We start from the raw sequence: 22,594 nt of genomic DNA, 5'->3' as shown, positions 1-22,594 counted from the left end.
AGGTTCACATGACCAAGTGTTTGCTGGCGTTCGCGGTTTCAATTCCGCTGTGCGGTCAGTGCCAGAGCTATGCCCATTCGCCCTTTTACATGACAACGTCTTCTGTTCCACTGACAGCACATGTTGAGGGATTTGCGCATGGGGACATCAAGGCAAACGGCGTCGTGATCGACCTTTCCGAATCGGTTCCTTCGTCATCACCTGATTTTGATGAAATCCGGGGCTGGTCAGTCGGAACGTGGGTAGATAGGAATAATCCTACCCATACTTTCCACTTCTATATCCAGTACGACCGCATGAATCCCGTGGTCGTCTTCGGGTACGATCTGCTGGTGGAACCGGTCAAGGGCACCGATAAGATCAAGTGCACTTTCAGCGCCCTCACCGATCCCGAGAATCGCTTGACGCTTCGCAATAAGGACGTTGCCCCCGTTGCTCTCTCGGCTGATTTGTCTCCTGTCTTGATCAAATCGGGCGATGTGATCTCAATCAAGACGCTTCCACTCGGCGAGGGTAAGATTGCGTCGATTCATTATCTGCGCCTCACTCGGATCGACCTAACGCCCAACTTCGATTCAGCTCAATAGCTCCGTGATCTGGCTCGCGGTTGGGGAAGAGTTGGTCACGATCCGTGGCATTAGCCGACAAAAACCCACTTGACAAGTTTCATATATCGTTTGCTACATAGGGTGAAGGAGGGCTTCCGATGAAAGCAACCATACTCTATCGGGTTGCCAGTGTTTTGCTGCTTGTCTTTGCGGCAGCTAACACAATCTGGCTCGTGTACTTTTGGCACGCCGCCGCGGCCAACGCCCCATATTTTCCGTTCGGCCACAGCAATCTCACCTACGTTCAGGTGGTCCTTGCTCTTGAGGTCTTCGGTTCCCTCTGCGTCCTGTTTGGGGGATTCCTCTCCTGGCATCTAGGCGCTCTAGCTCGAACAGCTCCTCAGTTCGCCAGCACCCTGGGATGGGGTCTCGTCGCGTATCAGACCGTGGGGACACTTGTGACTTTGTTTTACCTCTCTGGTTTTGCGTTGATTATTACTGCCGCTATTGCAATCTGCACCGCCTGGGCTACTTCGCTGGTTGGCACCAGAACGCCAGAATCAGCCCAGGCATGAAGCGAAGATTCGGCATTGAGGAGAGTTACCGGCTACTCGGAAATAACCATTCGGCTAATACGATCAAGAAGCTGGGCATTTGTAGAGTCGAGAGGTTTGAAAAGCAACTGCAGATCCCTCCACTCCGGTCGGGATGACATCGTGCGTTCCTCACCAACTCCCTTGTCGGACCGATCTATGCCACCGGTTTTTTACGATGGCTTTGCGCCTGGAACGAAGCAAAGATGTGGCTCCTACCAGATCTGAAGCTGGACGTTTGGCAGCGATGTGTCTGGGAGGCACGCGGGACGATGACGTTTTGGCAGAACAAAAGGCCGCGCATCGCGCGGCCTTCTTAATCCCTGATCCCCGCCTTTACCCGTTCAACATCTCCGACAGCTTATTCAGCGTGCGGTGCAGGTCCTTGTCGGTGCGGCGCAGTTCGTCGATTTTGCCGATGGAGTGCATCACGGTGGTGTGGTGCTTGTTGCCGAACTGGCGGCCGATTTCCGGGAGGCTGGCTTCGGTCATCTGCTTGGCGAGATACATAGCGATCTGGCGTGGCACTACGACATTGCGCGAGTTGTTCTTCTGCTTCAGGTCGCTCACCTTCATGCCGAACTGCTCAGCCACGGCACGCTGGATCGACTCGATGGTGATCTTGCGCACCTGCATGTCGATGAACTGCTTGAGGCACTGCTGGGTTGTGACCAGCGTAATCTCGGTGCGGTTCAGGTTGCACCATGCGACGAGGCGGGTCAACGCTCCTTCAAGTTCGCGCACGTTGGTGCGAACGTTCGAAGCGATAAACAGAGCGACGTCGGTGGGAAGCTGAACCTGGTCGTTCTCCGCTTTCTTCTGCAGGATGGCGACCTTGGTTTCGAGATCAGGCGGCTGAATGTCGGCGATCAAACCCCACTCGAAACGCGAGCGCAGGCGGTCTTCAATCTCGGCCAGTTCTTTGGGCGGACGGTCTGACGCGATGACGATCTGCTTCATGCTTTCGTGCAGGGCATTGAACGTATGGAAGAATTCTTCCTGCGTCCGCTCCTTCTGCGCGATGAACTGGATGTCGTCGATGAGCAGCACGTCGACGGTGCGGAAGCGATCGCGGAAGCTGGTCATGCGATCGTTGCGCAGCGACGTAATCATTTCGTTGGTGAATTTTTCAGCGGAAACGTAGCAGATGCTGGCGGATGGCTGACGCCGTTTCACTTCGTGGCCGATGGCGTGCATCAGGTGCGTCTTGCCCATTCCCACGCCGCCATACAGGAAGAGTGGATTGTAGGCGCGCGACGGCCGCTCGGCGACTGCGAGTGAAGCGGCGCGCGCAAACTGGTTGCCATTGCCGATGACGAAAGCGTCGAATGTGTAGCGAGGGTTCAGTTGCGCTGCGGTCGACCAATCGAAACGCGTCTGCTCCGGCGAACGCGATGTGGGAGCAGTGGGCGCATGCGCGGGCAGGGGGCCGAAGCCGCCATCCTTGCGCTGTGGCGGCATCGAAGGATCTTCTTCGACGGTGACGAACTGCACGTCATCGAACTCCAGCGACTGCAAATCGATGGCTTCCTGAATCAGGTCGCCATACTTGTCACCGATGTGCTGGAACTCCTTGGAAGGAACGCGAACGAATAAGATGCGGCCACTGGCGTGGCTGAAGCGAGTTGGCTTCAACCACGTCTCGAAAGACTGGCGAATGACCTTTTTTTCCAGGGCTGCGAGAATCTGCAGCCAGGGATTAAGAGCCGAAGCCGGCGAAATTGCGAATGCCATCGAGCGAATCCTTGCCGGCGTCACCTGTGTACTGCCGTGTGAGTTCACCCGTTCGGTGAAGACAATGGCTCTCGCAGCGAGTAGAGCAATCGCTCACTCGCATTTTGCCTGCTGAGAACATGCCTGCTGACCGTTGGTCTGCCTCGAAAAAAACACTGCGAGGCACGGGTTGAGATTCACTCCGTGGGACGCTCGGAAACTTTCTTGAACGGTCCCGATGGTAGCACATTTGAGGTGTCTTGCAATGCCTCTTTCACATAACTTTTCGGAACGCGCTGAAGGTTGCACCACCTTCGGTGAAACCATACATTCGTGATCGAAAATTGTGCCGGTGCGATCACAAATTCGTACGCAGTTTTTGCTTTCTCGATCTGTACCGCGTTCGATGCTCGATTCGCAGTGAGTGTTTGCACGCGATTCGAATTTGAATGCAAGAAGTCTCCGGAGGTACCTTCGAATCCCGCTGAAAGACGGGTCGCTGGCTTCAAAGCCCAACCTTCGATATACTAAATACTTGCCGTTCAGGCCAGATTTTAGATAGGAAACAGGAGCGCACTTTTTTATGCCCAAGCGCACATTTCAACCCAACCGGCGTCACCGCTCAAAGACGCATGGCTTTCGCTCACGTATGAAGACCAAGTCGGGAGCAGCCGTGCTGAGCCGTCGTCGTGCCGCTGGCCGCAAGCGCGTCTCAGTCAGCGCCGGATTCCGCGACTAAGCAGTTCTCCAATTGATGTAGCGCGAAGTGACGCTGCTATGTGGGTTTCCCTCAAGGAAAGCTACCTTTCATCGGCCTCAAGATGCCACGAGTTAATTGGAGAACAGCTCTAAGTCGTTCCCGCCGTTTTATTTCGGCTGGAGCAGGTTTCAGAGCCCACCAGTATCTGGCCGAGATCCTTTCAGTTTGCGATGAGCATTTCTTCCAAGCCTGAGCTGCAAATCCTCGCGCCGGCACCGCGCAAGGTTCGCCAGTCTCTGGCTGCGGCGAGACTGCGCAAGCACGCGGACTTTCAGCGCGCCTACGCAGCTGCGGGCCGAAAGCGCCGCTCCGCTTCGATGAGCTGGTTCCTGGCACCGCAGGATGAGCCGTCTGGCTCCCGCGTTGGTCTCACTGTCGGCAAGGTCATCGGTAAAGCGCACGAACGGAATCGCATCAAGCGTCGCCTGCGCGACATACTCCGGCGTCATGTTGAGTTGCTGCCGATCGGCTGCGACCTGATTCTGCATCCGCACCGGACGGTGCTTACGATTGAATTTACGAAACTTGAAGCGGAGATTTTGCGTATTCTTCAGCAGGCAAATGCTGAACAGGCTCGCGCAAATCTCACCGTACCCCGGCGCTCCCGTAACGCAGAGTCCGTATCATGACGCGCATACTTCTGGCCACGCTCGAGTTTTATCGCCGCTGGCTGTCTCCGGCGTTGCATTCGCTGGGCTCCGCAGGGGGATGCCGTTTTGTGCCGACGTGTTCGGAGTACGCTTCGATTGCGATTGCAACCCACGGCCCGATGCGCGGGACGGGACTCGCGATCTGGCGCCTGCTCCGCTGTCATCCATTCAGTCGTGGAGGCCTCGATTCCGTGCCTCCCCTCAATGCCGCACGTCATCTGCCCCACGAACCATTACCATAGACAGAGCGGCTGCCCTTCGGCGCCCCTCCTCAAAGACAGGAAGTTACATTGCCCGAAATTCGTAATCCCAACCTCGAGTCGCAGGGTTCCGGCGGCGGCGGCACCGGCGGCGGTGATTTCCGCAGCCTGATTCTTTTTACGTTCCTGGCCCTGGCAGCTTTGATGGTCTATCAGTATTTCCAGAAGCCGGCGGCAAATACTCCGGCTAATCAGGCCCAGCAAACTCAGTCACAGGCTCAGCAAGCACAATCGTCCGCCCCGCCTGCGCCAGCTGAAATTGGAGCAACGGGATCTAAGAACCTCGCAGCGAGCGCGGCTGCCGCAACGGTGGCCGCCCCTTCAGAGTCCAAGACGATTGTCGAGAACGAGAAGTTCCGCATCACCTTCACGAACAAGGGCGCCCAGGTCCAGCACTGGATCCTGAAGCACTACACCGACTCGACTGGAAAGCCGCTGGACATGGTGCAGCAGCAGACCGCTGAATCGTTTGGTCTGCCCCTTTCGCTCTACACCTACGACAATGCCCTGACCGCTCAGCTCAATAGCGCGCTCTATCAGCCTTCGACAACGGGGCCGGTGGTAGCTCCCGGTTCCGTCAGCTTTCACTACGCGGCAAATGGGCTCGATGTCGTGAAGACGTTCAGCTTCGATTCCACCTATGCGATCGGCGTCCACGTCAACGTGAAGCGCAATGGCGAGCCAGTGCGCGCCCTTGTCACCTGGCCAGCGGGACTCGGCGACATGGAAGAATTCACGGCTAAGACCGGCAGGTTCAGCGGCACGACCGTGGTCCCAACGCAGTCCATGTTTGGCTGGTCCATTGATGGCAAGCAAGACACCGAAGCAGCAAAGAAGGTCAGCGGCAATGCCACGTTCGATCAGCCCTATGAATATGCGGCGATCATGGACCTTTATTTCGCAGCTGCGATGTTGCCAGACGTGCCTTCGCGCGCAACGCTGGTTACTTTCCACCACAGCATCGACTTGCCCAGTGACCTGAACGACCCCAACAGCGCCAAGAAACCGGCCGAGGTGATTGGACTGGCCATGGGCGACCAGAGCGGCGACACCCAGTTGCGGCTCTACGCTGGACCCAAAGAAACGGACATCCTCAACTCGATTCACGCGATTGGTGCCGACGGCAAGCCCACCGGCGAGTCGCTGGCGTCGATGATTCAGTACGGGTGGTGGGGCATTATCGCCAAGCCGCTCTATCTCGCTCTGCGCGCGCTGCACAGCATGCTTGGACCCGGGATCAACAACTGGGGCTGGGCCATCATCATCATTACTGTCGTCTTCAACGTGGTGCTGTTGCCGACACGCATCTGGACAATGAAGTCGTCGCTGAAGATGATGCGTATCCAGCCCAGGCTCGACGGGATCAAGAAGAAATACGCCAACCTCAAGATCAACGATCCGAAGCGCGCCGAGATGCAGGCCGAGCAGATGGCCATCATGAAGGAAGAAGGCGTCAATATGTATGGCGGCTGTCTTCCCCTTCTGCTGCAGATGCCGCTCTTCTTCGCCTACTATCGCGTGCTGCTGAACGCGGTTGAATTGCGGCAGGCGCACTGGTTCTGGCTGACCGATCTGTCGATGCCCGACCCGCTGCACGTTCTACCGATTCTAATCATTGGCACCATGTTCTTCGTGCAATTCATCACGCCTTCGCCCGGCATGGATCCTGCGCAACGCCGCATGATGGCGATCATGATGCCGGCGATTATGGGCTTCACCCTGTGGCACTTCGCCTCAGGTCTGGCGCTCTACTGGATCACGGGAAATATCATCAACCTGATCATGCAGGTCGCCATCAATCGCTCAAAAATCGGCAAGGAGATGCACGAGATCGCCGCGCGCCGTGCCGCCAAGAAGCTTCCCAAAGGCGGCAACACGACTCAGCGCGTCATCCAAGGCAGACGCTGATATTCGGCGGGTTTCCAAATCGGCGCTTGTGGATTCAGTCGCGAAAGCGGGGACGAGCTACTAACATAATGCCGGAGCTGTTTCGGGGCTGGGCGCCTTCAGCGCCTTGAGCGATTTTTTGAGTGCCTTGCCGAAATCGAGTGCCTGCACCGACTTTTTCAGTGCGCCCTCGATTTCAACTGCCTGCTCCGGAGCGAGAAGGGTCTGGAGGGTGGTCCGTTCTCCGCTTTCCAACTGATCTGCCCGCTCAATGTAGTGAATGCGCATCAGCACGCCAACGCCAGCAATGTGCCGCACTTCGAACTTGCTGATCGGACAGGCAATGATGACGCCGCTCGGAACTTCCTGCACGCTGGTGGATGGCATGTGGTTGACCTCTGCGATGACTGTACCCTCGCTATGAATTCAAGGGGATGGCACCTAAGAAGCACTGGGATGGTTCATTGGTAGCGGGCGACTCACCTCGAATGAGGTACCAGGGTGGTCGAAAGCGCCTGAGCGGAAGGCGTCTTAGACCGCTGCCATCACCTTAGGGCCGCCTTCAATGCGCCGCCAACCTCCGGCAACGAAAACTGAAATCCGGCCGCCTGCAACTTCGCCGGCTGCACACGCGCGCTTGCGAGGAGAGCCTCATCTGCCATTTGGCCGAACATGATCCGCAGTGCGAACGCGGGCACTGCCAGAAACGCGGGCCGACGCAGCTCCCGACCCAGAGAGCGCGTGAAGTCGGCGTTGGTGACCGGGTTCGGAGAAACTACATTCAAGGCGCCCGAAAGTTCTGGGTGATCCAAAGCGAACAGAGTCGCAGCAACAACATCCGCCAGCGCAACCCAACTCATCCATTGCTTGCCGCTGCCCAGACGAGCGCCCAAGCCAACACGAAATGGTGGCAGCATCTGTTGCAGCGCCCCTTTACCCGGTCCCAGCACCACTCCAAAGCGAAGATGGACGACGCGTATACCCGCTTGAATTGCTGGTTCAGCCGCAGCTTCCCACCGCTGGCACAGTTCCGCCAGAAAACCGCTTCCCGCCGGAGAGGATTCACTCAGCACTTCATCGCCGCGGTCGCCATAGATGCCGATCGCCGATGCCACCAGGAGTGTTTGTGGCGGCCTGCGAAGCTCCGCCAACACCTTTGCCAGGCGGCGGGTTGAATCCAGACGGCTCGTCGCCAGCTCCTCTTTGTAGGCATTGGTCCAGCGATGGGCGGCAACACTTGCCCCGGAAAGATGAATTGCAGCCGCCGCGCCTTCCAAGGGAGCAGGATTATTCACTGCCGGATCGACTTCGGGAGACCACTGAAGCTGCCTTTCCCCGGATGGATGGCGTCTTACCAGTTGCAGGACAGGGGTTTTGCGATTGTTTAGGGCTAGAGTCAAGGCGTTCCCGAGCATACCTGAGGCACCGCTTAAAATGACTCCGCCGGAATCCATGGAGAAATCCATATTTACAGCATCATCGTTCTATAGGTATGCGCTGAATTCGACCTTGTTGCTGAGAGTATTTAAGTTTGGTAGGATGGGAATGGGTTTTGATCGGGGCAAAATGTTGCTTCGTCAACCTTGGAGGAGCGAATGACTGAGGCGATAGCTCGCAACGAGGAAACACAGAAGTCGCAAGTGGACACCGAAACCACGGAGAAGTTCATTGCGGAGAAACACATCGGCGAGCGCATCAAGCGGCTGCGGCTGAAGAAATCGATGGGCCTGGTCGAACTTGGAAAGCACACCGGCCTGTCCGCAAGTTTTCTATCTCAGTTGGAGACCGGTCGCGTCGTCCCCACGCTCCGGAACCTGGCCCGCATCGCCATGGTCTTCTCAAAGGATCTGTCGTATTTTTTCGAAGCTGAACCGCAATCAATGTTTCGGATTCACAGACGCAAGGAACGCGTGCGTTTACCGCAAACCGGTGTCGAAGAGCCAACGTACTTTTTTGAGAGCCTGGGTTACATGGTGCCGGACCGGCACATGGATCCTTACTTCGCCGAGTTCATTCCGCTGGAACGTCCCAAGGAGCCGAGAGCGCATATGCACCCCGGCTACGAGTTTCTCTATATTCTCGATGGCGAACTTGAATTGCACCACGGCGAGCACCACTGCGTGTTGGGACCGGGCGACGCAGTCTACTTCGACTCGAGCACACCTCACTCGTATGTTTGCTCTGGGAAGAAGCCGGCGGATGCGCTCATTGTAACCATGCATCAACCTCCGGCGGCCCAACCGGTAACCATGTTGCGGTCAGGTGCCGGCGCCACCCTGGTACAGCGGGCGGTTGCGGGGCGGGGAGTACTGGGCCAGCGCGAGCCCGGAGGAAATTAGAAACGACTTTTGCACCGATTTGGCGCTGAATTCAATAGGACTGACACAAGTCTATCCAGTAGACTTCATCCGCGCCCTTTTTCTTCTTAGAAGCGATAGCTCTTCGACTCCGATTAAGCGACATCTCCCGATATTTTCTGTCGGTTAGAGACGCATTGGAATTCCTTTATTCAAATCACATTCTTGCGTTCAAAGGCGTGTTCCAGCGCACAGCGCATCCCTGCGCAATTCGTTTTCCCTATACGCAGGAGAGCCCATCCATGTCAGTTCAATTGTTCCGCAAGAGCTTCTTGCATCTCGCGGTGTGCCTGCTGTGTTTTTGCTTGTTCTCTGCTGTTTCAAATGCACAAAGCACGACCGAAGGCGCAATCGCGGGTACGGTCGTTGATACAACCGGTGCGGTGGTTCCCGCAGCCGCGGTCAAGTTGCACAGCGATGCTACTGGCGCAGATTTCGACGTCGTCGCGGATCCCAGCGGTTATTTCAAGGCGCCGCTTGTACCTCCCGGCGTTTATACAGTGACCATCTCCGCCAAGGGGTTTGGCACTTACAGCGCGAAGTCCGTGCCGGTCACGGTTGGTTCGCTGACCGAACTACATCCCGAATTGAAGGCCGGATCGACACAAGAGACGGTGGAAGTTTCCGGAGTCGCACCGGTAATTCAATTTGAATCGCCTGAAGTCTCTTCAACGCTCACCACGCAGGAGATCGTGAATCTCCCGCTGAACGGCGGTCGCTGGTCGAACCTTGCACTGCTCACTCCGGGCGCAGCGGCGGATTCGAACGGATTTGGCCTGATCTCCTTCCGCGGAATCAGTCCTATTCTGAACAACGTCGAGATCGACGGCGCCGACAACAATCAGGCCTTTTTCTCAGAAGAACGTGGTCGCACGCGCGCTGGATATTCCACGTCGCAGGTTGCCATCGCGGAATTCCAGGTGAACACGGGAGTCTACTCCGCTGAATATGGTCGTGCAGCCGGTGGCGTACTCAATGCCGTCACCAAGAGCGGTTCAAATCAGTTGCACGGACAGGCGTACTTCTACGATCGCGATAACGATTGGGGAGCCCTGAACCCGTTCACAACGATCACCACAGTTAACCTTCCTGCCGGTGGCGGAACACCCACCTTTCCGAATAATCCCTTCGCACCAAAAGATTGGCGCAAACGGTGGGGCTTCGGGGCAGGCGGAAAACTGATTGAGAACAAGCTGTTCTGGTTCTACGCATACGATCAGTTCAAACGGAACTTCCCTGGACTCGCAAAGCCGACAACTCCGTCCACGTTCTTTAACCAGTGGGCTGACCTCAGCCTTCCCGGAGGAGCCACCTGCACAGAGGCATCCACTACAAAGGGCACCACGACGACAGTCAACGCGAAGCTTTCCGGAACAGGCACCGCGCCAGGCGATCTTGAAGCTTGCACGCTCGCATGGCGCGCCTACGGCGGCAACTACGCAGCTGCAGCAGCGCACTACGATCAGCTTCTGTATGGCTCCAAGGTCTCGTCTGTCACTGGTCTGAAGACGCTTGGATTGCTTGATGATCTCGGCCCGGTGTTCCGTACTGGAGACGAAGTTCTGAACACGCCGAAGATCGACTGGCAGATTTCGCCCAGCGAGCATTTGAGCGCCCTCTACCACCGGTTACGCTGGGACTCGCCGGGCGGCGTGCAAACGCAGACGTCCAATAACTACGCCGTCGACACCTTCGGCACCGACTACGTGAAACTGGACTACGGTCTTGTAAAGCTCGACAGCATGCTATCGACGAATGTCTCGAACGAACTGCGCGTACAGTACGGTCGCGAACTCGATTGGGAAGGTCAACAGCCTTACAGCGGTTTCACGCAGAACTATCTGACCAACGCGTCTGGTATCCCGGTGCAACTCGCGATTCAGGGCGGTTCGAGTAACTATGGATTCACTGCGGGCTCGCCCTATTACTCTTTCCGTACGGCGTATCCAAACGAAGTAAAAACGCAGGTTGGCGACACAGCAATCTGGACACATCGCGGCCATACGATCAAGTTTGGTCTCGATATTCTGCGCAACACCGATACGATCAACAACCTGTACGAAAGCAACGGTGTTTACACCTATCAGTACTTCTCCAATTTCTTTTCGGATGTACTGAACCCGACCGGCGGATGCGATTCCGGTTACACCGAAACAGGAATCTCGACCAATGGAGTCTCCTATCCTTGCTACTACGGTTTCACGCAGGGCTTTGGAACTCCCAAGTTCACGCTCACCACGGTGGACTATGGGTTCTTTGTCCAGGACGACTGGAAATTGACGCCGCGGCTCACACTCAATCTGGGACTTCGTTACGATAATGAGCAGGTCCCCGCGCCGTTCAAATCTCTCATCAACACCTCGTTGTTGAATGTTGCGGTAAATGGCAGCGGACCTTATCCCAACAATGCCGCGCAAATCACGAACCAGCCATCTGACAACAACAACCTTGGGCCGCGCATCGGCCTCTCGTGGGATCCGATGGGAACAGGTAAGACGGTAATTCACGCCGGATATGGCTTGTACTACGGTCGCATGCCAAACGGCATCATCCTGAATGCGTATGAGGCAGCGGGAAGCCCGAACGGCCAGTACACTGTTCCTTCCATTCACGGTGCATTGCCAAGCGGCACGGTGCCTACATTCCCGAATGTGATTGGCGCCGGAAAGTTCCCAACGCCAAGTCTCGACTTCTTTGCGAAAAACTTTCAGAATCCGCAAGTAAGTGAGTTCGATTTCTCGCTGCAACAGGAACTGCCCAGGAGAACCTTTGTTTCACTCAGTTACATGGGCGCAGGAGGAAGGGAACTTCCGAACTTCCTCAATATCAATCTGAATCCGTCGACAACCTATCAAACCACGCTGGCCGTGGCAGAAAAGACGCCAGGCACGGGTTGTGGTCCGTTGGCCTGCGGAACCCAAATCACATCCACTGTTTACTCGGGAAGTTACGTGAACTCCCATTATGGATACGTAACTGAAGTTGTCAGCAACGTGAACTCCAGCTACAACGGGATGATTGCCGAGGTGCAAAACCGCAGCAACAAGTACATCCAGTTTGATGCGAACTACACTTGGTCGCACGCACTTGACTACAACCAGAACCAGAGCACGTCGCCTACTACCAATAACTGGTACGACCCGCTGGGCAATGCTGGTGCGAACTACGGCAACTCGAACTTCAACGTACCAAACCGCTTCGTAACCTGGGCGATGCTGCAGTATCCAGGCAATTCTCACAGCTGGGCAAGGTTCCTTTCCGATGGCTGGCATCTGAACCCTGTTTTGCAGATGCAGAATGGCTTGCCTTATTCGGCCGCCGTGAGTGGTACACAGCCAAAAGGTGGAACCACCGCTGCGCCGCTCAGCGCAGCAGGTTCAGGTATGAACGGATCGGGCAGTTCTGGCTATCTTTTGCAGCTTGGACGCAACACCTTCAGGCAGCCAAGTACGACAGTGCTCGATTGCCGTCTGCAGAAGGACCTGCGCGTCAGCGAGAGGTTCAACTTTGAACTGCTCGGCGAAATGTTCAACGTCCTCAACCACCAGAACGTGACCGGCGTTAACTCGACGGCCTACTCCATCAACTCGACGGCCAACACCCTCGTTTATCAGCCGGCGACCGGCGCGGGTGTGAACGCGTCGGGATTTGGAACGGTGAACAACGCTGACTCCAACTTTGTCTACAGTCAACGCCAAGTTCAGGTTGGTATCAAGCTGGACTTCTAATCGCATTGGCCGATTTCAAATTTGGAGTCGGCCAGCGAGGCGCCAACTACAAAGACGCGGCAGCTTGGGCTGCCGCGTCTTTGCCTTTGGAGAAATGCGCAGCCTACTGCTGAGGTTTGGCGGGAGGACTAGCAGAGGTGCCTGCTGGCGGCTTGGCCGTCGTACCCGTCGTCGTTGTCGTCTTTGCTGGGGTCTTCTTCTTCTTTGCCGGAGTAGCAGGAGCGGGACACTTGGGAGCCGGAGGCGGTGTCGACGCAGCCTTTAGCGACGCTGCCTGTGTCTGCACGGTGGAACGCAAGTCCACAATCTGCTTTTCCTGCACCGTTGCGGACTGCTGCAACTGGTTATCCAGCGTGACGCGTGCCTTTTCCAGATCTGCCATTGCCGTCTGCAACTGGCCAACCTGGTCTCCCGGGGCGGAGACGCGGGCGCCTTCCACCAGATGCACGAGCACGTCGTAGAGGGCGTCTACATTGCGTGACACTGGAAGTACCTTGCTTAGAGTTCCTGGTGCCGTGTCTCCATCCTTGATCAGCTTCGGAAGCGTCCCCTCAAGATCGCGCTGAATCGCGGCCGCGTTGTTTTGCGCTTCATCGCGCACCGAGCCCCGCTTCCATTTGTCCAGCTTGAGGCCGCCAACTACCTGCTGCACTTCCCCGAGCGAGCGCTGCAGAATGTCGGAAGGTGCTGACGGTGTGAACGGGGCGACTGGCGCATTGGCGGCAGGAACCGCTGGAGCACTGTTAGCTGCGGTCTGCCCGGCGCAAAATAGTGCGGGCACAATGAAAACGGTTGTGAAAACGACGGCTTTGGAAATTCTCATGGGGATTTTGCCTTCCTGGTCAACGGCTGTAATACGAGGTCGAAATATGTACGCGGGCCCGGAGGTGCGTCAGGGTCGCAGTCGGCGATTGTCCGTCAAAACAGTATCGCCAATCGATCGGGCATCAAACAAGCGGCCCTAATTTTCTGAAGATTGCCGAGTTTTCCGGGCTCCCAGCTTTGCTTTAAGGCAACGACTGTTAGCAACAAGCCATCTACAACTCAAGTGAAATCATCAGGAAGACAGTCATACGCACTAGCTCTTCGATGCCTCCAAGCGCTCATGACGTTGGTTTGCGTCTCAGCATTGGCCGCTTTTGCAGCGCCAATTCAGGTACACCACGCCGAGGGTACCTTGCATGGATTTCTTGCTCTCAGCACGCAGGAAGGCAAGATTCTGGCCGACGGCGATCTCATTGAAGTCGTCCGCGGGGACCGAGTAAAGTCCCATCTGACCTTCCACTTCAAAGACGGATCGCTCGATGACGAAACTGCGGAATACACGCAGCACGGCGTCTTTCGCCTCATTTCCGATCACCACATCCAGAAAGGTCCTTACTTCCTGCACCCTCTCGATATGACCATCGACGTCCCAAAGGGGATCGTTGTGATGCGATCGCCAGGAAAAGATGGCAGGAACGAAGTTTCGATCTCCAAGATCAAGATGCCGACCGACCTCTACAACGGCCTGGTCATTCCCGTGATCAAGAACATCTCGCCCGATGCCGGTGAAACCAAGGTATCCATGATCGTTGCCGCACCCAAGCCGCGCGTAGTGACGCTGGATATGATGCCCATGGCCCCAGGAACCTTTTATCTCGCGGGAATGCCTCGCAAGGCCACAGTCTACGAAATCAAGATTGAGATTGGCGGGATCGCCGGTATCATTGCGCCTGTGATCGGCAAGCAGCCTCCCAATATTTCGATTGAAATATTCGGGGGAGAAATGCCTGCCTTCCTGCGAGAAAGCGGCCCGATCTTCGAGGGGGGAGAGATTCTTACCATCTCGTTGATCGGACCGAAGTGGAAGGCCGATTCTCAAGATCGATCAGAGAAATAGCAGCTCAGTCTTTGATTGCGGCGAAGTACTCAGCGACTTCCTGCCAGTTGTTCACGCGCACGAATCCGGTCGCGGTCAGATTGTGCGGTGCCGAATAGAGCAGGCCGTGCCCCTCAAAGCGCAAGAGGTTTTTCGGCAGGTCATCGATCAGGTAGTCGGCACGCAGAATGCTCTTGTCGCCGCAGAAGACATAGTGAGACGCGGGAAGAAACGCAAAGTGCCGCTGCAGCCATCGGTACTTCGGGCCCAGCGAGTTAGGCACTGCCATGGCCTGTGTCGCGATAAAGATCTCAAACCGCGACGAAAGCTGCTTCAGAATCTCCTGGGCGCCGGGCATCAAAGGCAGGTCTTCAAAAAAGTCTTCCGCATCAAGAAACGCGCGAAGCTGGTGCTGACGATCTGCCGGAGTCACCTCCCATAGGCCTTTGCCTGCCAGATCATCGAGGGTAACTTCCTCTTCAAATGCCTGGTTGTAGCGGCGCAGGTGCTCGCCCAGCGTATCGGCCATCACCTCGTCCATGTCGACGCAGACGCGTTTCAATTCCTACTCCCGAATTCAAATGGAATGCCCAGCCCGGTCTTGAGAGGCGCGCTGCTAATGCGCAAACGCTATGCGCCGGCCTGGCGCGGCTTGCGAATCGCCCGTCCCGCATCTACGGGTGGTTCCGGTTGCGGAGTTTTGGGCGCCGGCGCCATCGCCGGGTCCCAATAGAGGAGCCGGCCGCAACTGTCGCAGGTTAGCAGTTCGCCTTCACGCAGTTGGTTCCACATCTGAGGCCGAACCCCCATGCGGCAGCCCATGCACTGCTGGTTATCGACGCGGGAAATTCCGGTGCCGCGTGCCGCAGAGATCCGGTCAAAGCGGCTCAGCCACTCTGGCGCGATATCTTTGCGCAGAGCCTCGCGCTCCACGGCGAGAGATGTCTGCTGTTCTGCCAGTTGCTTCAAACTGCCGGCGACGCGCTCCCGGGTTTTTTCGAGGGCGGCTGCCAACTCCTCTACCTGCCCGCGCGCCGTGGCGAGTGCCGCTTCCTGAATTTCACTACGTTCGAGGCTGGCGAACTCCTCATTCTCGAGCCGCTCCGCTTCGGCTTCAGAGAAGTGCATTTCATGCTCAATGGCGGTAGCCTGTGCCGGCGTGGTCACCGTATCCTGCTGAGCTTTATAGCGCGCGGCCTTCTGGCGGTGTCCGGCGATTTCCCGTTCCAGCTTGGTGCGCAGCGAATCTTCGCGATTCAGCGAATCCGAGGTTGCCGCTGCTTTTGCCTGCATGGCGGCGAGGGCAGACTCGGCTTGGTGAATTTGCAGAGGCAGCACCTTCGCTTCCTGCGCCAGTCGGGCCCGCTCCAGTTCAACTGCTTGTAGCTTCACCAGAATTTCAATCTGAGTTTGCATCTGTGCCAAGAAGTTTAGTTCATTGGCCGTCTAATCAGAAAATGATTGCTTTACGCGGACGGAAGGCATCCAACCAAATAGATGGGGCTCACTGAGATCCGGACTCCTCCTCGCAGACGCATACCCCACTGGCCATTCTGGGTGGGCGGCAGCATCTTTGCGCTTTTAATCACTATCGCCATTTTTATCGACATCGCAGCGCACCGGGCTGAGCCATTCATGCGTCAGCAGATCGTTCAGGCGCTGTCTGACCGCTTTCATGCGCGCGTCGAACTGGACAGCTTTCATCTCTCGCTGGGCAATTCGCTGCGCGGTGAGTGGGGCATCTGGGGCGAAGGCAAAGGGCTCCGTATCTGGCCTCCCGCGGACGTCGAGGGCGTTCATGTTCCGGAACCGAACCCACCTCTCAAGCCGCTGATTCAACTCAGCGAATTTCACTTCCACGCTCCATTGCACTACAAATCCGGCGAGCCCATCCACATCACGCAAATCCGCCTCAAGGGACTCGACATCCGCTTTCCCCCGCGGTCCCACATGCAGAGAGCATCTGAACCAAAAAGCCCCACGGCTCCGCCTCCCGCCCCGTTCAGCGTCGCCGTCGTGGTGGACGGGGTTGACTGCACCGATGCGCATCTTACCCTTGAAACCGACAAGCCCAACAAGCTTCCACTTGATTTCGCCATTAACCATTTCAAGCTCAAGGGAGTTCGCTCGGGCGCGCCGATGGTCTTCGATGCGCAGTTGCAGAATCCCACTCCGCCCGGCGTGATCCATACCACCGGCAGCTTCGGCCCCTGGATCGTCGCCGATCCGGGCAGCAGTCCTATTGCTGGCGACTACACCTTTGACCACGCTGATCTCTCGGTCTTCAAAGGTATCGCCGGGATATTGAACTCAACAGGCAAATATGAAGGCACACTGCGCGACATGACCGTCGATGGCCAGACCGACACGCCGGACTTTCAGATCTCGCGCTTTGGGCACACCATGATGCTGCATACAACATTTCATGCCCGTGTCGATGGGACGAACGGCGATACCTGGCTCGATCCCGTAGACGCCACTATGAACAGTTCGCATTTCACCGCGAAAGGCCAGATTGTGCGCGTTTTGAAAACGGGAGACGACGGCCGCCTCCACAGCGTCGGCCACGACATTGCGCTCACGGTGAACGTTGGCCGAGCAAGGATCGAAGACTTCCTGCGCCTCGCAACTGACTCGCCAGTCCCGCTGATGGACGGAGATATTGAGGTGAAAGCTCAACTCCACATTCCACCCGGCCATGTGCCCGTGAATCAGCGCATCGCTCTCAAAGGGAAATTCGTTCTCAACCAGGCGGAATTCTCCGACCTTCAGGTGCAGAAGCGCATTCGCGAGCTGAGTCTTCGTGGGCAGGGAAGGCTTGACCAATTGAAGTCAGCGGAAGATGACAAGATCAAGTCTCACGTTGAAGGCGATTTCGCTTTGGACGGCGGTGTGCTCACGCTTCCTTCGGTCTTGTATTCAGTGCCGGGCGCCGATATTCATCTGCACGGAACCTACCGTCAGGAAGGCGGCACGCTGGACTTCACCGGAACTGCCAAGATGCAAGCCACCATTTCAAAGATGGTGGGCGGATGGAAAGGGATACTGTTGAAGCCCGCCGATCGTTTCTTCAAGAAGGATGGCGCCGGTGCGGAGATTCCCATCTATATCGCAGGCACCCGGGAGAAGCCGCAGTTTGGTTACAACTCAGGGCATAGCGGCGGAACCCATCCGCAGCGCCCCGACACGCAATAGCCAAAAAGTCGCACGCCATTCCCATCGAATCTGAGCCTGGTTCCAAATTGCCGTTTTACTCCCTCTGTATAATTCTCCGCATAAATCACTTTCAGTTTCGCGGAGGCTCCTATGGATTTGGTCCTTCTGGTCGTTCTTGCTGTTCTGGCCATCATTGTCTTGTCGCTCATCCTGGGCAGCTTCTTTACTGTCAGAACCGCTGAGTGTGCCGTGCTCACGCGCTTCGGCAAATTTCTCCGCGTGGCCGAGGCGGGGCTCAACTGGAAGTTGCCTTACTTCGATTCCATCGCCGGCATCGTGAGTCTGCGAGTCAACCAGATCACGCTGACGATGGAGACGAAGACCAAGGACAACGTCTTTGTTACGATCCCGATCTCAGTTCAGAACCGCGTGCGCCCAGAGCGCGTCTATGACGCGTTCTACAAGCTGTCTGATCCGGTTGCGCAGATCAAGTCCTACGTGGAGCAGGTGATTCTCGGACATGTTCCGGGCATGACGCTCGATGAAGTCTTCGCATCGCAATCGAGCATCGCGGCCGCCGTGAAGCAGGAACTCGATTCAGACATGGCGGCATTCGGCTACGAAATTGTGAATGTGCTGGTCACGGACATCGTTCCCGACGCCAAGGTGAAATCGGCAATGAACGACATTAATGCAGCCCAGCGCGAGCAGGTTGCTGCAACCGCGCGTGGCGAGGCCGACAAGATTCTGGTCGTCAAAAAGGCCGAGGCAGAGGCCGAGAGCAAAGCGCTGCAGGGGCAGGGAATTGCCAATCAGCGCAAGGCGATCGTCGAGGGCTTGCAGAACTCTATTGAGCAATTCCAGAAGGCTGTCGAAGGCGCAACGCCGAAAGACGTGATGCAACTGGTGCTGGTCACGCAGTACTTCGACACGCTCAAGAGCATCGGTGAAAGCGACAAGACCAACACACTGTTCCTGGCGCATTCACCGCAAGCAGTAAAGGAAGTCTCAGACCAGATCATGGAGTCGATGCTGATCGCGCAACGTTCGACGGTTTAGCCGCCGAGATCGCGACACTGGAGCAAGAATGAGTTTCTCGCCGCTCGGACTGACTCCGCTGATCGGTGTCTTCGATATGTTTTCCAGGAAGTTCGTGAGGCTGATCTGCAAGTGGTGGAGTCACTCTGACTGCGAGTTCAGCGGAACTCCAATTCGAACGACATCAGTCTTCGACGGGGGTTGAGGCTAACTTCATCGGTGAGGATGGGTAGGCCCGAAGTGGTACGTCACTCCGGCAGCCACTCGCATATCATTCTGCGTGCTGAAGCCCGTGGCGCCTATCTGCGTTCGCACGAACTCCATCTCGATTGGCCGGATTCCAAAATGCCGCGTGAGGTAAAAGTTGACACCGCCCCCGGTCTCGATAGACAGCAGGTTAGCGCCGGTCGTGCCATTTGAAAACTGGGTGTCAAACCCATGCGCAACGCCCACCAATCCCTGGCCGAAGAGTTGCAACCGCCGGAGGTCAGTTGCACTGGGATGGCCTCTCCACGCGGTGAAGGTGTAACGCGGCCCAGCCATAAATGCGAACTTGTTTTCGTCCACACCTCCCACCGAAAAAATATTCGAAGCGTGATCACCGGTCAGTGTGGCGGCGATGCCGAAGCCCTTCCAAAAAGTTACCGCCGCGTCCACTCCGCCACCTTTGAACCAGAAGTTGCCCAAGCTGGGATCGGGCCTCGAGAGCTCTCCGGCGAACACGATTGCCACGTCTGTTGAAGCCTTTTCAGACTGAGCCGGTCTCTGGCCTTGTTGCGCCCAACCTGTTGCACTCGTTAGCAACCACGCGCTCAGCACGTATGTCCTTGCATTCATCAACGTGAGCACTATAGGTTTTCCTTTCTTGATCGGAGTGAGGTTAGTGAAATGCGAAGAAAGAACCGAAATGTTTTGACTGTCGCTTGCGTCTGCGTCCCGAACTGGTAAAAACAAGCACGGAGCCGCTGCTACTTATTCGGTCATAGCCGTCACTCGTAACGACAAGATCGACGAAGCGGAAACGGTGAAGTGCCTGGCTGTTGTGTTTCGCTTGTTAAGACGTGGTGGAAGCAGTTTTGGTGAGCGGTGACTTCTGTTTTCGCAAACTGCAATCTCCGCCATAGTCCAGGTTCTGTCTCACTGCCCATCGTCAAGGACACTTACGCCCGAGACAATCGAAAACCTCTCGCACTTTGATGGCCCCTCTGTGATAATTTGGCGTGTTCATACTGCTGTCGACTTTACGAGCAGCAGGCGCTCACAAAGGATCCGCAATGCACTGGACCAAATCTGTTTTAGCCGCTATCGCAACAAGCGCTCTTAGTCTTTCCATCGGAGCTCCAGCGCAAACTGCACCATCACCGGCTCAGTCCGCGCAATCGCAACCCACCGGACCTGAGTGGTGGCGTCATGCCGTGATCTACGAGATCTATCCGCGCAGTTTTCAGGACTCGGATGGCGACGGCGTTGGCGACCTCAAAGGCATTACGTCGCGCCTTGATTATCTCCATGATCTTGGCATCGACGCTATCTGGATTACGCCGATGTATCCTTCGCCCGGCATCGATTATGGCTACGACATCTCCGACTACACGGCCATCGATCCGCTCTATGGCACCATGGCTGACTTCGATAACCTCGTTGCCGAAGCAAAGAAGCGCGACATCCGCGTGATCATGGATTACGTGATCAACCACACCTCCGATCAGCACAAATGGTTCCTCGAGTCCCGCTCCTCGCGCGACAATCCCAAGCGCGACTGGTACGTGTGGCGCGATGGCAAGGGCGAGACGGCGACCGACAAGGGCGAGCAGCCCAACAACTGGCAATCATGGTTCGGACATTCCGCGTGGCAGTGGGATGAAAAGACGCGGCAATATTACTGTCACTATTTCTATGTGCAGCAGCCGGATCTCAACTGGCGCAATCCTGAAGTGCACAAGGCGATGGATGGCGTGCTCGATTTCTGGATGAAGCGCGGAGTTGCCGGCTTTCGCATCGACGCAGTCTCGCGACTTTACGAAGATCCGGAAATGCGCGACGATCCCTACCTGCCCGGACGCAATGCATACGGCGACCGCAATATCCAGCACAAGTACACCGACGATCTACCGGAAGTGCACGACGTACTCAAGGAAGTTCGCAGCGTAGTCGACAAGTATCCGGGCGACCCGGTGCTTGTGACCGAAGCCGATGAGCCCAACGTGCAGGCACTGGCGAAGATGTACGGCAATGGCGACGAAGTACAGCTACCCATGGACTTCCAGATTGCCGATGTGAACAAACTGTCCGCGCCACGCTTCCGCGAACTCTTTAACGAAATCGAGAACAACCCGGCGCACGGCCAGCCGGAATATTTCTTCAGCAACCACGATCAGCCGCGCCAGTGGGACCGCTATGGCGACGGCGAGCACAACGACCAGATTGCAAAACTGATGGCTGTCCTCGAACTCACCACGCGTGGCACGCCGCAGATGTACTACGGCGAAGAACTCGGCATGCGCACGACCGATCCCGCCCGCGTTGAAGACGTGCATGATCCCATCGGCAAACTCGGCTGGCCCAAGGAAAAAGGCCGCGACGGTGAACGCACGCCAATGCAATGGGACACGACAGCCACGGCAGGCTTTACCAACGCGGCGAAGCCCTGGCTTCCGATTCCGCCCAGTGCCTCGAAATACAACGTCGACGCTGAAAGCAAGGATCCCAACTCGATCTTCAATACTTATAAAAAGCTGCTCGCCCTTCGCAGATCAAACCCGGCCCTGCGCGATGGAGCGCAAATCAGCATCGGCAATGACCCAGACGTCTTCATGTACGTTCGCGCAGTGCCGGGACACGCCGTCGTTGTCGCGCTCAATATGAGCAACAAACAACGCTCCGTCATGTTTATCGGTTTAGACAAGTACGGAATCCATGGGTTGCTCAAGCCGATCTTTTCTACCGGCACGGGTTTTGCGAAGTCAGACACGCTGATACTCGAACCGTTCGCCGCCTATGTCGGGACAACTGAGCCCTAGGCTCGGGGGATCCGTGCCCCATGTCTCGCTTTTAGACATGGTAAGGAAGTGTGAGTGCCGAGGAAATATTGTCTCGTGCTTATCGATCCGCATTTTGAAAATACGCTTTAGGCCCGCGCGACATATGAGGTAACATTTGGCCGATGAGGACGGACTCCCCACGCCTTTCACGGCCGGCCACTTTTGTTCGGGCATTTGCGATTGCATGCGCTCTTTTCTTTTTATTTCCTCGTCATGCGCACTCTCAGATCCATCCGACAGTCTCCTTCGAAGTCGCATCGATTAGGCCAGTGGCGGGCGGAGAATCCGGCGGGGAAGGCGGAACACGATCGCAGATTGAAACCACCGCTGACGGCCTCACCATGCGCAACATCGATTTGAGCGAGATGATCGAGTGGGCCTATAAGCTCCAGCACTATCAACTCTCCGGGCCGAATTCGCTCGCAGGATCGCGTTACGATCTTCGCGCAAAGTCAGGCGATCATGTTGCCGAAAGCACCCTGAGGCTGATGCTGCAGGATCTTCTCGCCACTCGGTTCAAGCTTCAGCTTCACCGCGAGCAGAAGAAGACGTCCGTCTATGAACTGGTCATAGCGAAGGGCGGTCCAAGGCTTCCGAAAGACAAGTCGGCCACCATTCCTCCCTCTTATCCGAAGGAAACATTTCCGCGCGTCGTCGACGGAGGCTTCGTCTTTCAAAACGTGTCCCTTGGCGACTTTGCGCAGCAACTGACTGAAATTCGTACCATCGACTTGCCGGTGATCGATCGCACCGGTATCCCGGGCGTTTACGACATCACCTTGAAATCGGCAGCAAGCGCGCTCCTTGATCCCAGCGGGCCTTCCATCTTGACTCTCATTCAGGAGCAACTCGGTCTGAAACTTGTATCGGCGCAGGATCTGATCGAGGTCGTTGTCGTTGATCGCTTCGAGCCGCCTTCGGCCAATTGAGGCATCGCATCCCGTCTTACTTTCAACTCCCCCAACCCGAGCCGATTGTGTTACTTTTGCCCTGTTCACACCG

The 22,594-nt window shown here is 56.5% G+C and carries 20 protein-coding genes; 13 read left to right on the top strand and 7 right to left on the bottom strand.

The window, feature by feature from the left end:
* The first annotated feature begins 8 nt into the window (after positions 1-8).
* Entirely contained in the window at positions 9-587 is a 579-nt protein-coding gene (locus tag P8935_RS21905; RefSeq protein ID WP_348262439.1) for a hypothetical protein, read from the top strand.
* Between the two features lie 119 nt (positions 588-706).
* Positions 707-1,123 carry a hypothetical protein gene (locus P8935_RS21900; RefSeq protein ID WP_348262438.1) on the top strand — a complete coding sequence of 139 codons (417 nt, stop codon included), beginning with the start codon at positions 707-709 and terminating at the stop codon, positions 1,121-1,123.
* Between the two features lie 354 nt (positions 1,124-1,477).
* Here the strand turns inward: P8935_RS21900 and dnaA are convergent, their stop codons facing one another.
* Positions 1,478-2,875 carry a chromosomal replication initiator protein DnaA gene (dnaA, locus tag P8935_RS21895; RefSeq protein WP_348262437.1) on the bottom strand — a complete coding sequence of 466 codons (1,398 nt, stop codon included), beginning with the start codon at positions 2,873-2,875 and terminating at the stop codon, positions 1,478-1,480.
* Positions 2,876-3,437: 562 nt separating this feature from the next.
* Here dnaA and rpmH point away from each other — a divergent pair.
* From rpmH to yidC, 4 genes are all read left to right on the top strand, one after another.
* Positions 3,438-3,593, top strand: a complete 156-nt coding sequence (gene rpmH, locus P8935_RS21890; protein WP_348262436.1) for a 50S ribosomal protein L34 — start codon at positions 3,438-3,440, stop codon at positions 3,591-3,593.
* Between the two features lie 191 nt (positions 3,594-3,784).
* A complete protein-coding gene (gene rnpA / locus P8935_RS21885) occupies positions 3,785-4,243 on the top strand; it encodes a ribonuclease P protein component (RefSeq protein ID WP_348262435.1) in 459 nt (152 codons plus the stop codon).
* Positions 4,240-4,506 carry a membrane protein insertion efficiency factor YidD gene (gene yidD / locus P8935_RS21880; protein ID WP_348262434.1) on the top strand — a complete coding sequence of 89 codons (267 nt, stop codon included), beginning with the start codon at positions 4,240-4,242 and terminating at the stop codon, positions 4,504-4,506. Before rnpA ends, yidD begins: the two co-directional genes overlap by 4 nt.
* A 48-nt stretch (positions 4,507-4,554) precedes the next feature.
* The gene (gene yidC, locus P8935_RS21875; RefSeq protein ID WP_348262433.1) at positions 4,555-6,432 is read left to right on the top strand and encodes a membrane protein insertase YidC; all 1,878 of its coding nucleotides are present in this window, start codon (positions 4,555-4,557) and stop codon (positions 6,430-6,432) included.
* A gap of 60 nt (positions 6,433-6,492) precedes the next feature.
* On the opposite strand, the gene P8935_RS21870 is transcribed toward yidC, so the two are convergent.
* Positions 6,493-6,798 (bottom strand): hypothetical protein, encoded by a 306-nt coding sequence (locus tag P8935_RS21870; protein ID WP_348262432.1) that lies wholly within the window; start codon positions 6,796-6,798, stop codon positions 6,493-6,495.
* A 158-nt stretch (positions 6,799-6,956) separates the two neighbouring features.
* Entirely contained in the window at positions 6,957-7,877 is a 921-nt protein-coding gene (locus tag P8935_RS21865; protein ID WP_348262431.1) for a TIGR01777 family oxidoreductase, read from the bottom strand.
* A 129-nt stretch (positions 7,878-8,006) separates the two neighbouring features.
* On the opposite strand from P8935_RS21865, the gene P8935_RS21860 reads away from it, so the two are divergent.
* Positions 8,007-8,750 carry an XRE family transcriptional regulator gene (locus P8935_RS21860; RefSeq protein WP_348262430.1) on the top strand — a complete coding sequence of 248 codons (744 nt, stop codon included), beginning with the start codon at positions 8,007-8,009 and terminating at the stop codon, positions 8,748-8,750.
* Between the two features lie 260 nt (positions 8,751-9,010).
* Positions 9,011-12,496 carry a carboxypeptidase regulatory-like domain-containing protein gene (locus tag P8935_RS21855; protein ID WP_348262429.1) on the top strand — a complete coding sequence of 1,162 codons (3,486 nt, stop codon included), beginning with the start codon at positions 9,011-9,013 and terminating at the stop codon, positions 12,494-12,496.
* Between the two features lie 103 nt (positions 12,497-12,599).
* On the opposite strand, the gene P8935_RS21850 is transcribed toward P8935_RS21855, so the two are convergent.
* A complete protein-coding gene (locus P8935_RS21850; protein WP_348262428.1) occupies positions 12,600-13,319 on the bottom strand; it encodes a hypothetical protein in 720 nt (239 codons plus the stop codon).
* Between the two features lie 282 nt (positions 13,320-13,601).
* Here P8935_RS21850 and P8935_RS21845 point away from each other — a divergent pair, with 282 nt between their 5' ends.
* Complete coding sequence (locus P8935_RS21845) at positions 13,602-14,378, top strand: hypothetical protein (RefSeq protein WP_348262427.1); 777 nt, start codon at positions 13,602-13,604, stop codon at positions 14,376-14,378.
* Positions 14,379-14,382: 4 nt separating this feature from the next.
* Here the strand turns inward: P8935_RS21845 and P8935_RS21840 are convergent, their stop codons facing one another.
* Together P8935_RS21840 and P8935_RS21835 are read right to left on the bottom strand one after the other, a co-directional pair.
* Entirely contained in the window at positions 14,383-14,919 is a 537-nt protein-coding gene (locus tag P8935_RS21840; RefSeq protein WP_348262426.1) for a 5'-3'-deoxyribonucleotidase, read from the bottom strand.
* 68 nt (positions 14,920-14,987) lie between these two features.
* On the bottom strand, positions 14,988-15,749 hold the full coding sequence (locus P8935_RS21835; RefSeq protein WP_348262425.1) for a C4-type zinc ribbon domain-containing protein: 762 nt from the start codon (positions 15,747-15,749) through the stop codon (positions 14,988-14,990).
* 105 nt (positions 15,750-15,854) lie between these two features.
* On the opposite strand from P8935_RS21835, the gene P8935_RS21830 reads away from it, so the two are divergent.
* Positions 15,855-17,552, top strand: coding sequence for a hypothetical protein (locus P8935_RS21830; RefSeq protein WP_348262424.1), 1,698 nt, complete (start codon positions 15,855-15,857; stop codon positions 17,550-17,552).
* Between the two features lie 111 nt (positions 17,553-17,663).
* Complete coding sequence (locus P8935_RS21825) at positions 17,664-18,572, top strand: SPFH domain-containing protein (RefSeq protein ID WP_348262423.1); 909 nt, start codon at positions 17,664-17,666, stop codon at positions 18,570-18,572.
* A gap of 192 nt (positions 18,573-18,764) precedes the next feature.
* On the opposite strand, the gene P8935_RS21820 is transcribed toward P8935_RS21825, so the two are convergent.
* Positions 18,765-19,400, bottom strand: a complete 636-nt coding sequence (locus P8935_RS21820; RefSeq protein WP_348262422.1) for a hypothetical protein — start codon at positions 19,398-19,400, stop codon at positions 18,765-18,767.
* A 425-nt stretch (positions 19,401-19,825) separates the two neighbouring features.
* Between P8935_RS21820 and P8935_RS21815 the strand changes: the two genes are divergently transcribed.
* On the top strand, positions 19,826-21,571 hold the full coding sequence (locus P8935_RS21815; RefSeq protein WP_348262421.1) for an alpha-glucosidase: 1,746 nt from the start codon (positions 19,826-19,828) through the stop codon (positions 21,569-21,571).
* Positions 21,572-21,714: 143 nt separating this feature from the next.
* Positions 21,715-22,521, top strand: coding sequence for a TIGR03435 family protein (locus P8935_RS21810; RefSeq protein WP_348262420.1), 807 nt, complete (start codon positions 21,715-21,717; stop codon positions 22,519-22,521).
* Positions 22,522-22,594: the final 73 nt, after the last annotated feature.

Origin of the sequence: Telmatobacter sp. DSM 110680 (assembly GCF_039994875.1) — a bacterium.
Classification (GTDB): domain Bacteria; phylum Acidobacteriota; class Terriglobia; order Terriglobales; family Acidobacteriaceae; genus Telmatobacter.
This window is presented reverse-complemented; position numbering and strand designations above follow the sequence as displayed.

Bases quoted from the DNA above. Each gene is read 5' to 3' on its own strand.
- yidD (WP_348262434.1), top strand. From the start codon at position 4,240: ATGACGCGCATACTTCTGGCCACGCTCGAGTTTTATCGCCGCTGGCTG.
- P8935_RS21870 (WP_348262432.1), bottom strand. From the start codon at position 6,798: ATGCCATCCACCAGCGTGCAGGAAGTTCCGAGCGGCGTCATCATTGCC.
- dnaA (WP_348262437.1), bottom strand. From the start codon at position 2,875: ATGGCATTCGCAATTTCGCCGGCTTCGGCTCTTAATCCCTGGCTGCAG.
- P8935_RS21855 (WP_348262429.1), top strand. From the start codon at position 9,011: ATGTCAGTTCAATTGTTCCGCAAGAGCTTCTTGCATCTCGCGGTGTGC.
- P8935_RS21810 (WP_348262420.1), top strand. From the start codon at position 21,715: ATGAGGACGGACTCCCCACGCCTTTCACGGCCGGCCACTTTTGTTCGG.
- P8935_RS21900 (WP_348262438.1), top strand. From the start codon at position 707: ATGAAAGCAACCATACTCTATCGGGTTGCCAGTGTTTTGCTGCTTGTC.
- P8935_RS21865 (WP_348262431.1), bottom strand. From the start codon at position 7,877: ATGGATTTCTCCATGGATTCCGGCGGAGTCATTTTAAGCGGTGCCTCA.
- rpmH (WP_348262436.1), top strand. From the start codon at position 3,438: ATGCCCAAGCGCACATTTCAACCCAACCGGCGTCACCGCTCAAAGACG.
- P8935_RS21860 (WP_348262430.1), top strand. From the start codon at position 8,007: ATGACTGAGGCGATAGCTCGCAACGAGGAAACACAGAAGTCGCAAGTG.
- P8935_RS21825 (WP_348262423.1), top strand. From the start codon at position 17,664: ATGGATTTGGTCCTTCTGGTCGTTCTTGCTGTTCTGGCCATCATTGTC.
- P8935_RS21850 (WP_348262428.1), bottom strand. From the start codon at position 13,319: ATGAGAATTTCCAAAGCCGTCGTTTTCACAACCGTTTTCATTGTGCCC.
- P8935_RS21845 (WP_348262427.1), top strand. From the start codon at position 13,602: ATGACGTTGGTTTGCGTCTCAGCATTGGCCGCTTTTGCAGCGCCAATT.
- P8935_RS21905 (WP_348262439.1), top strand. From the start codon at position 9: ATGACCAAGTGTTTGCTGGCGTTCGCGGTTTCAATTCCGCTGTGCGGT.
- P8935_RS21815 (WP_348262421.1), top strand. From the start codon at position 19,826: ATGCACTGGACCAAATCTGTTTTAGCCGCTATCGCAACAAGCGCTCTT.
- rnpA (WP_348262435.1), top strand. From the start codon at position 3,785: ATGAGCATTTCTTCCAAGCCTGAGCTGCAAATCCTCGCGCCGGCACCG.
- P8935_RS21830 (WP_348262424.1), top strand. From the start codon at position 15,855: ATGGGGCTCACTGAGATCCGGACTCCTCCTCGCAGACGCATACCCCAC.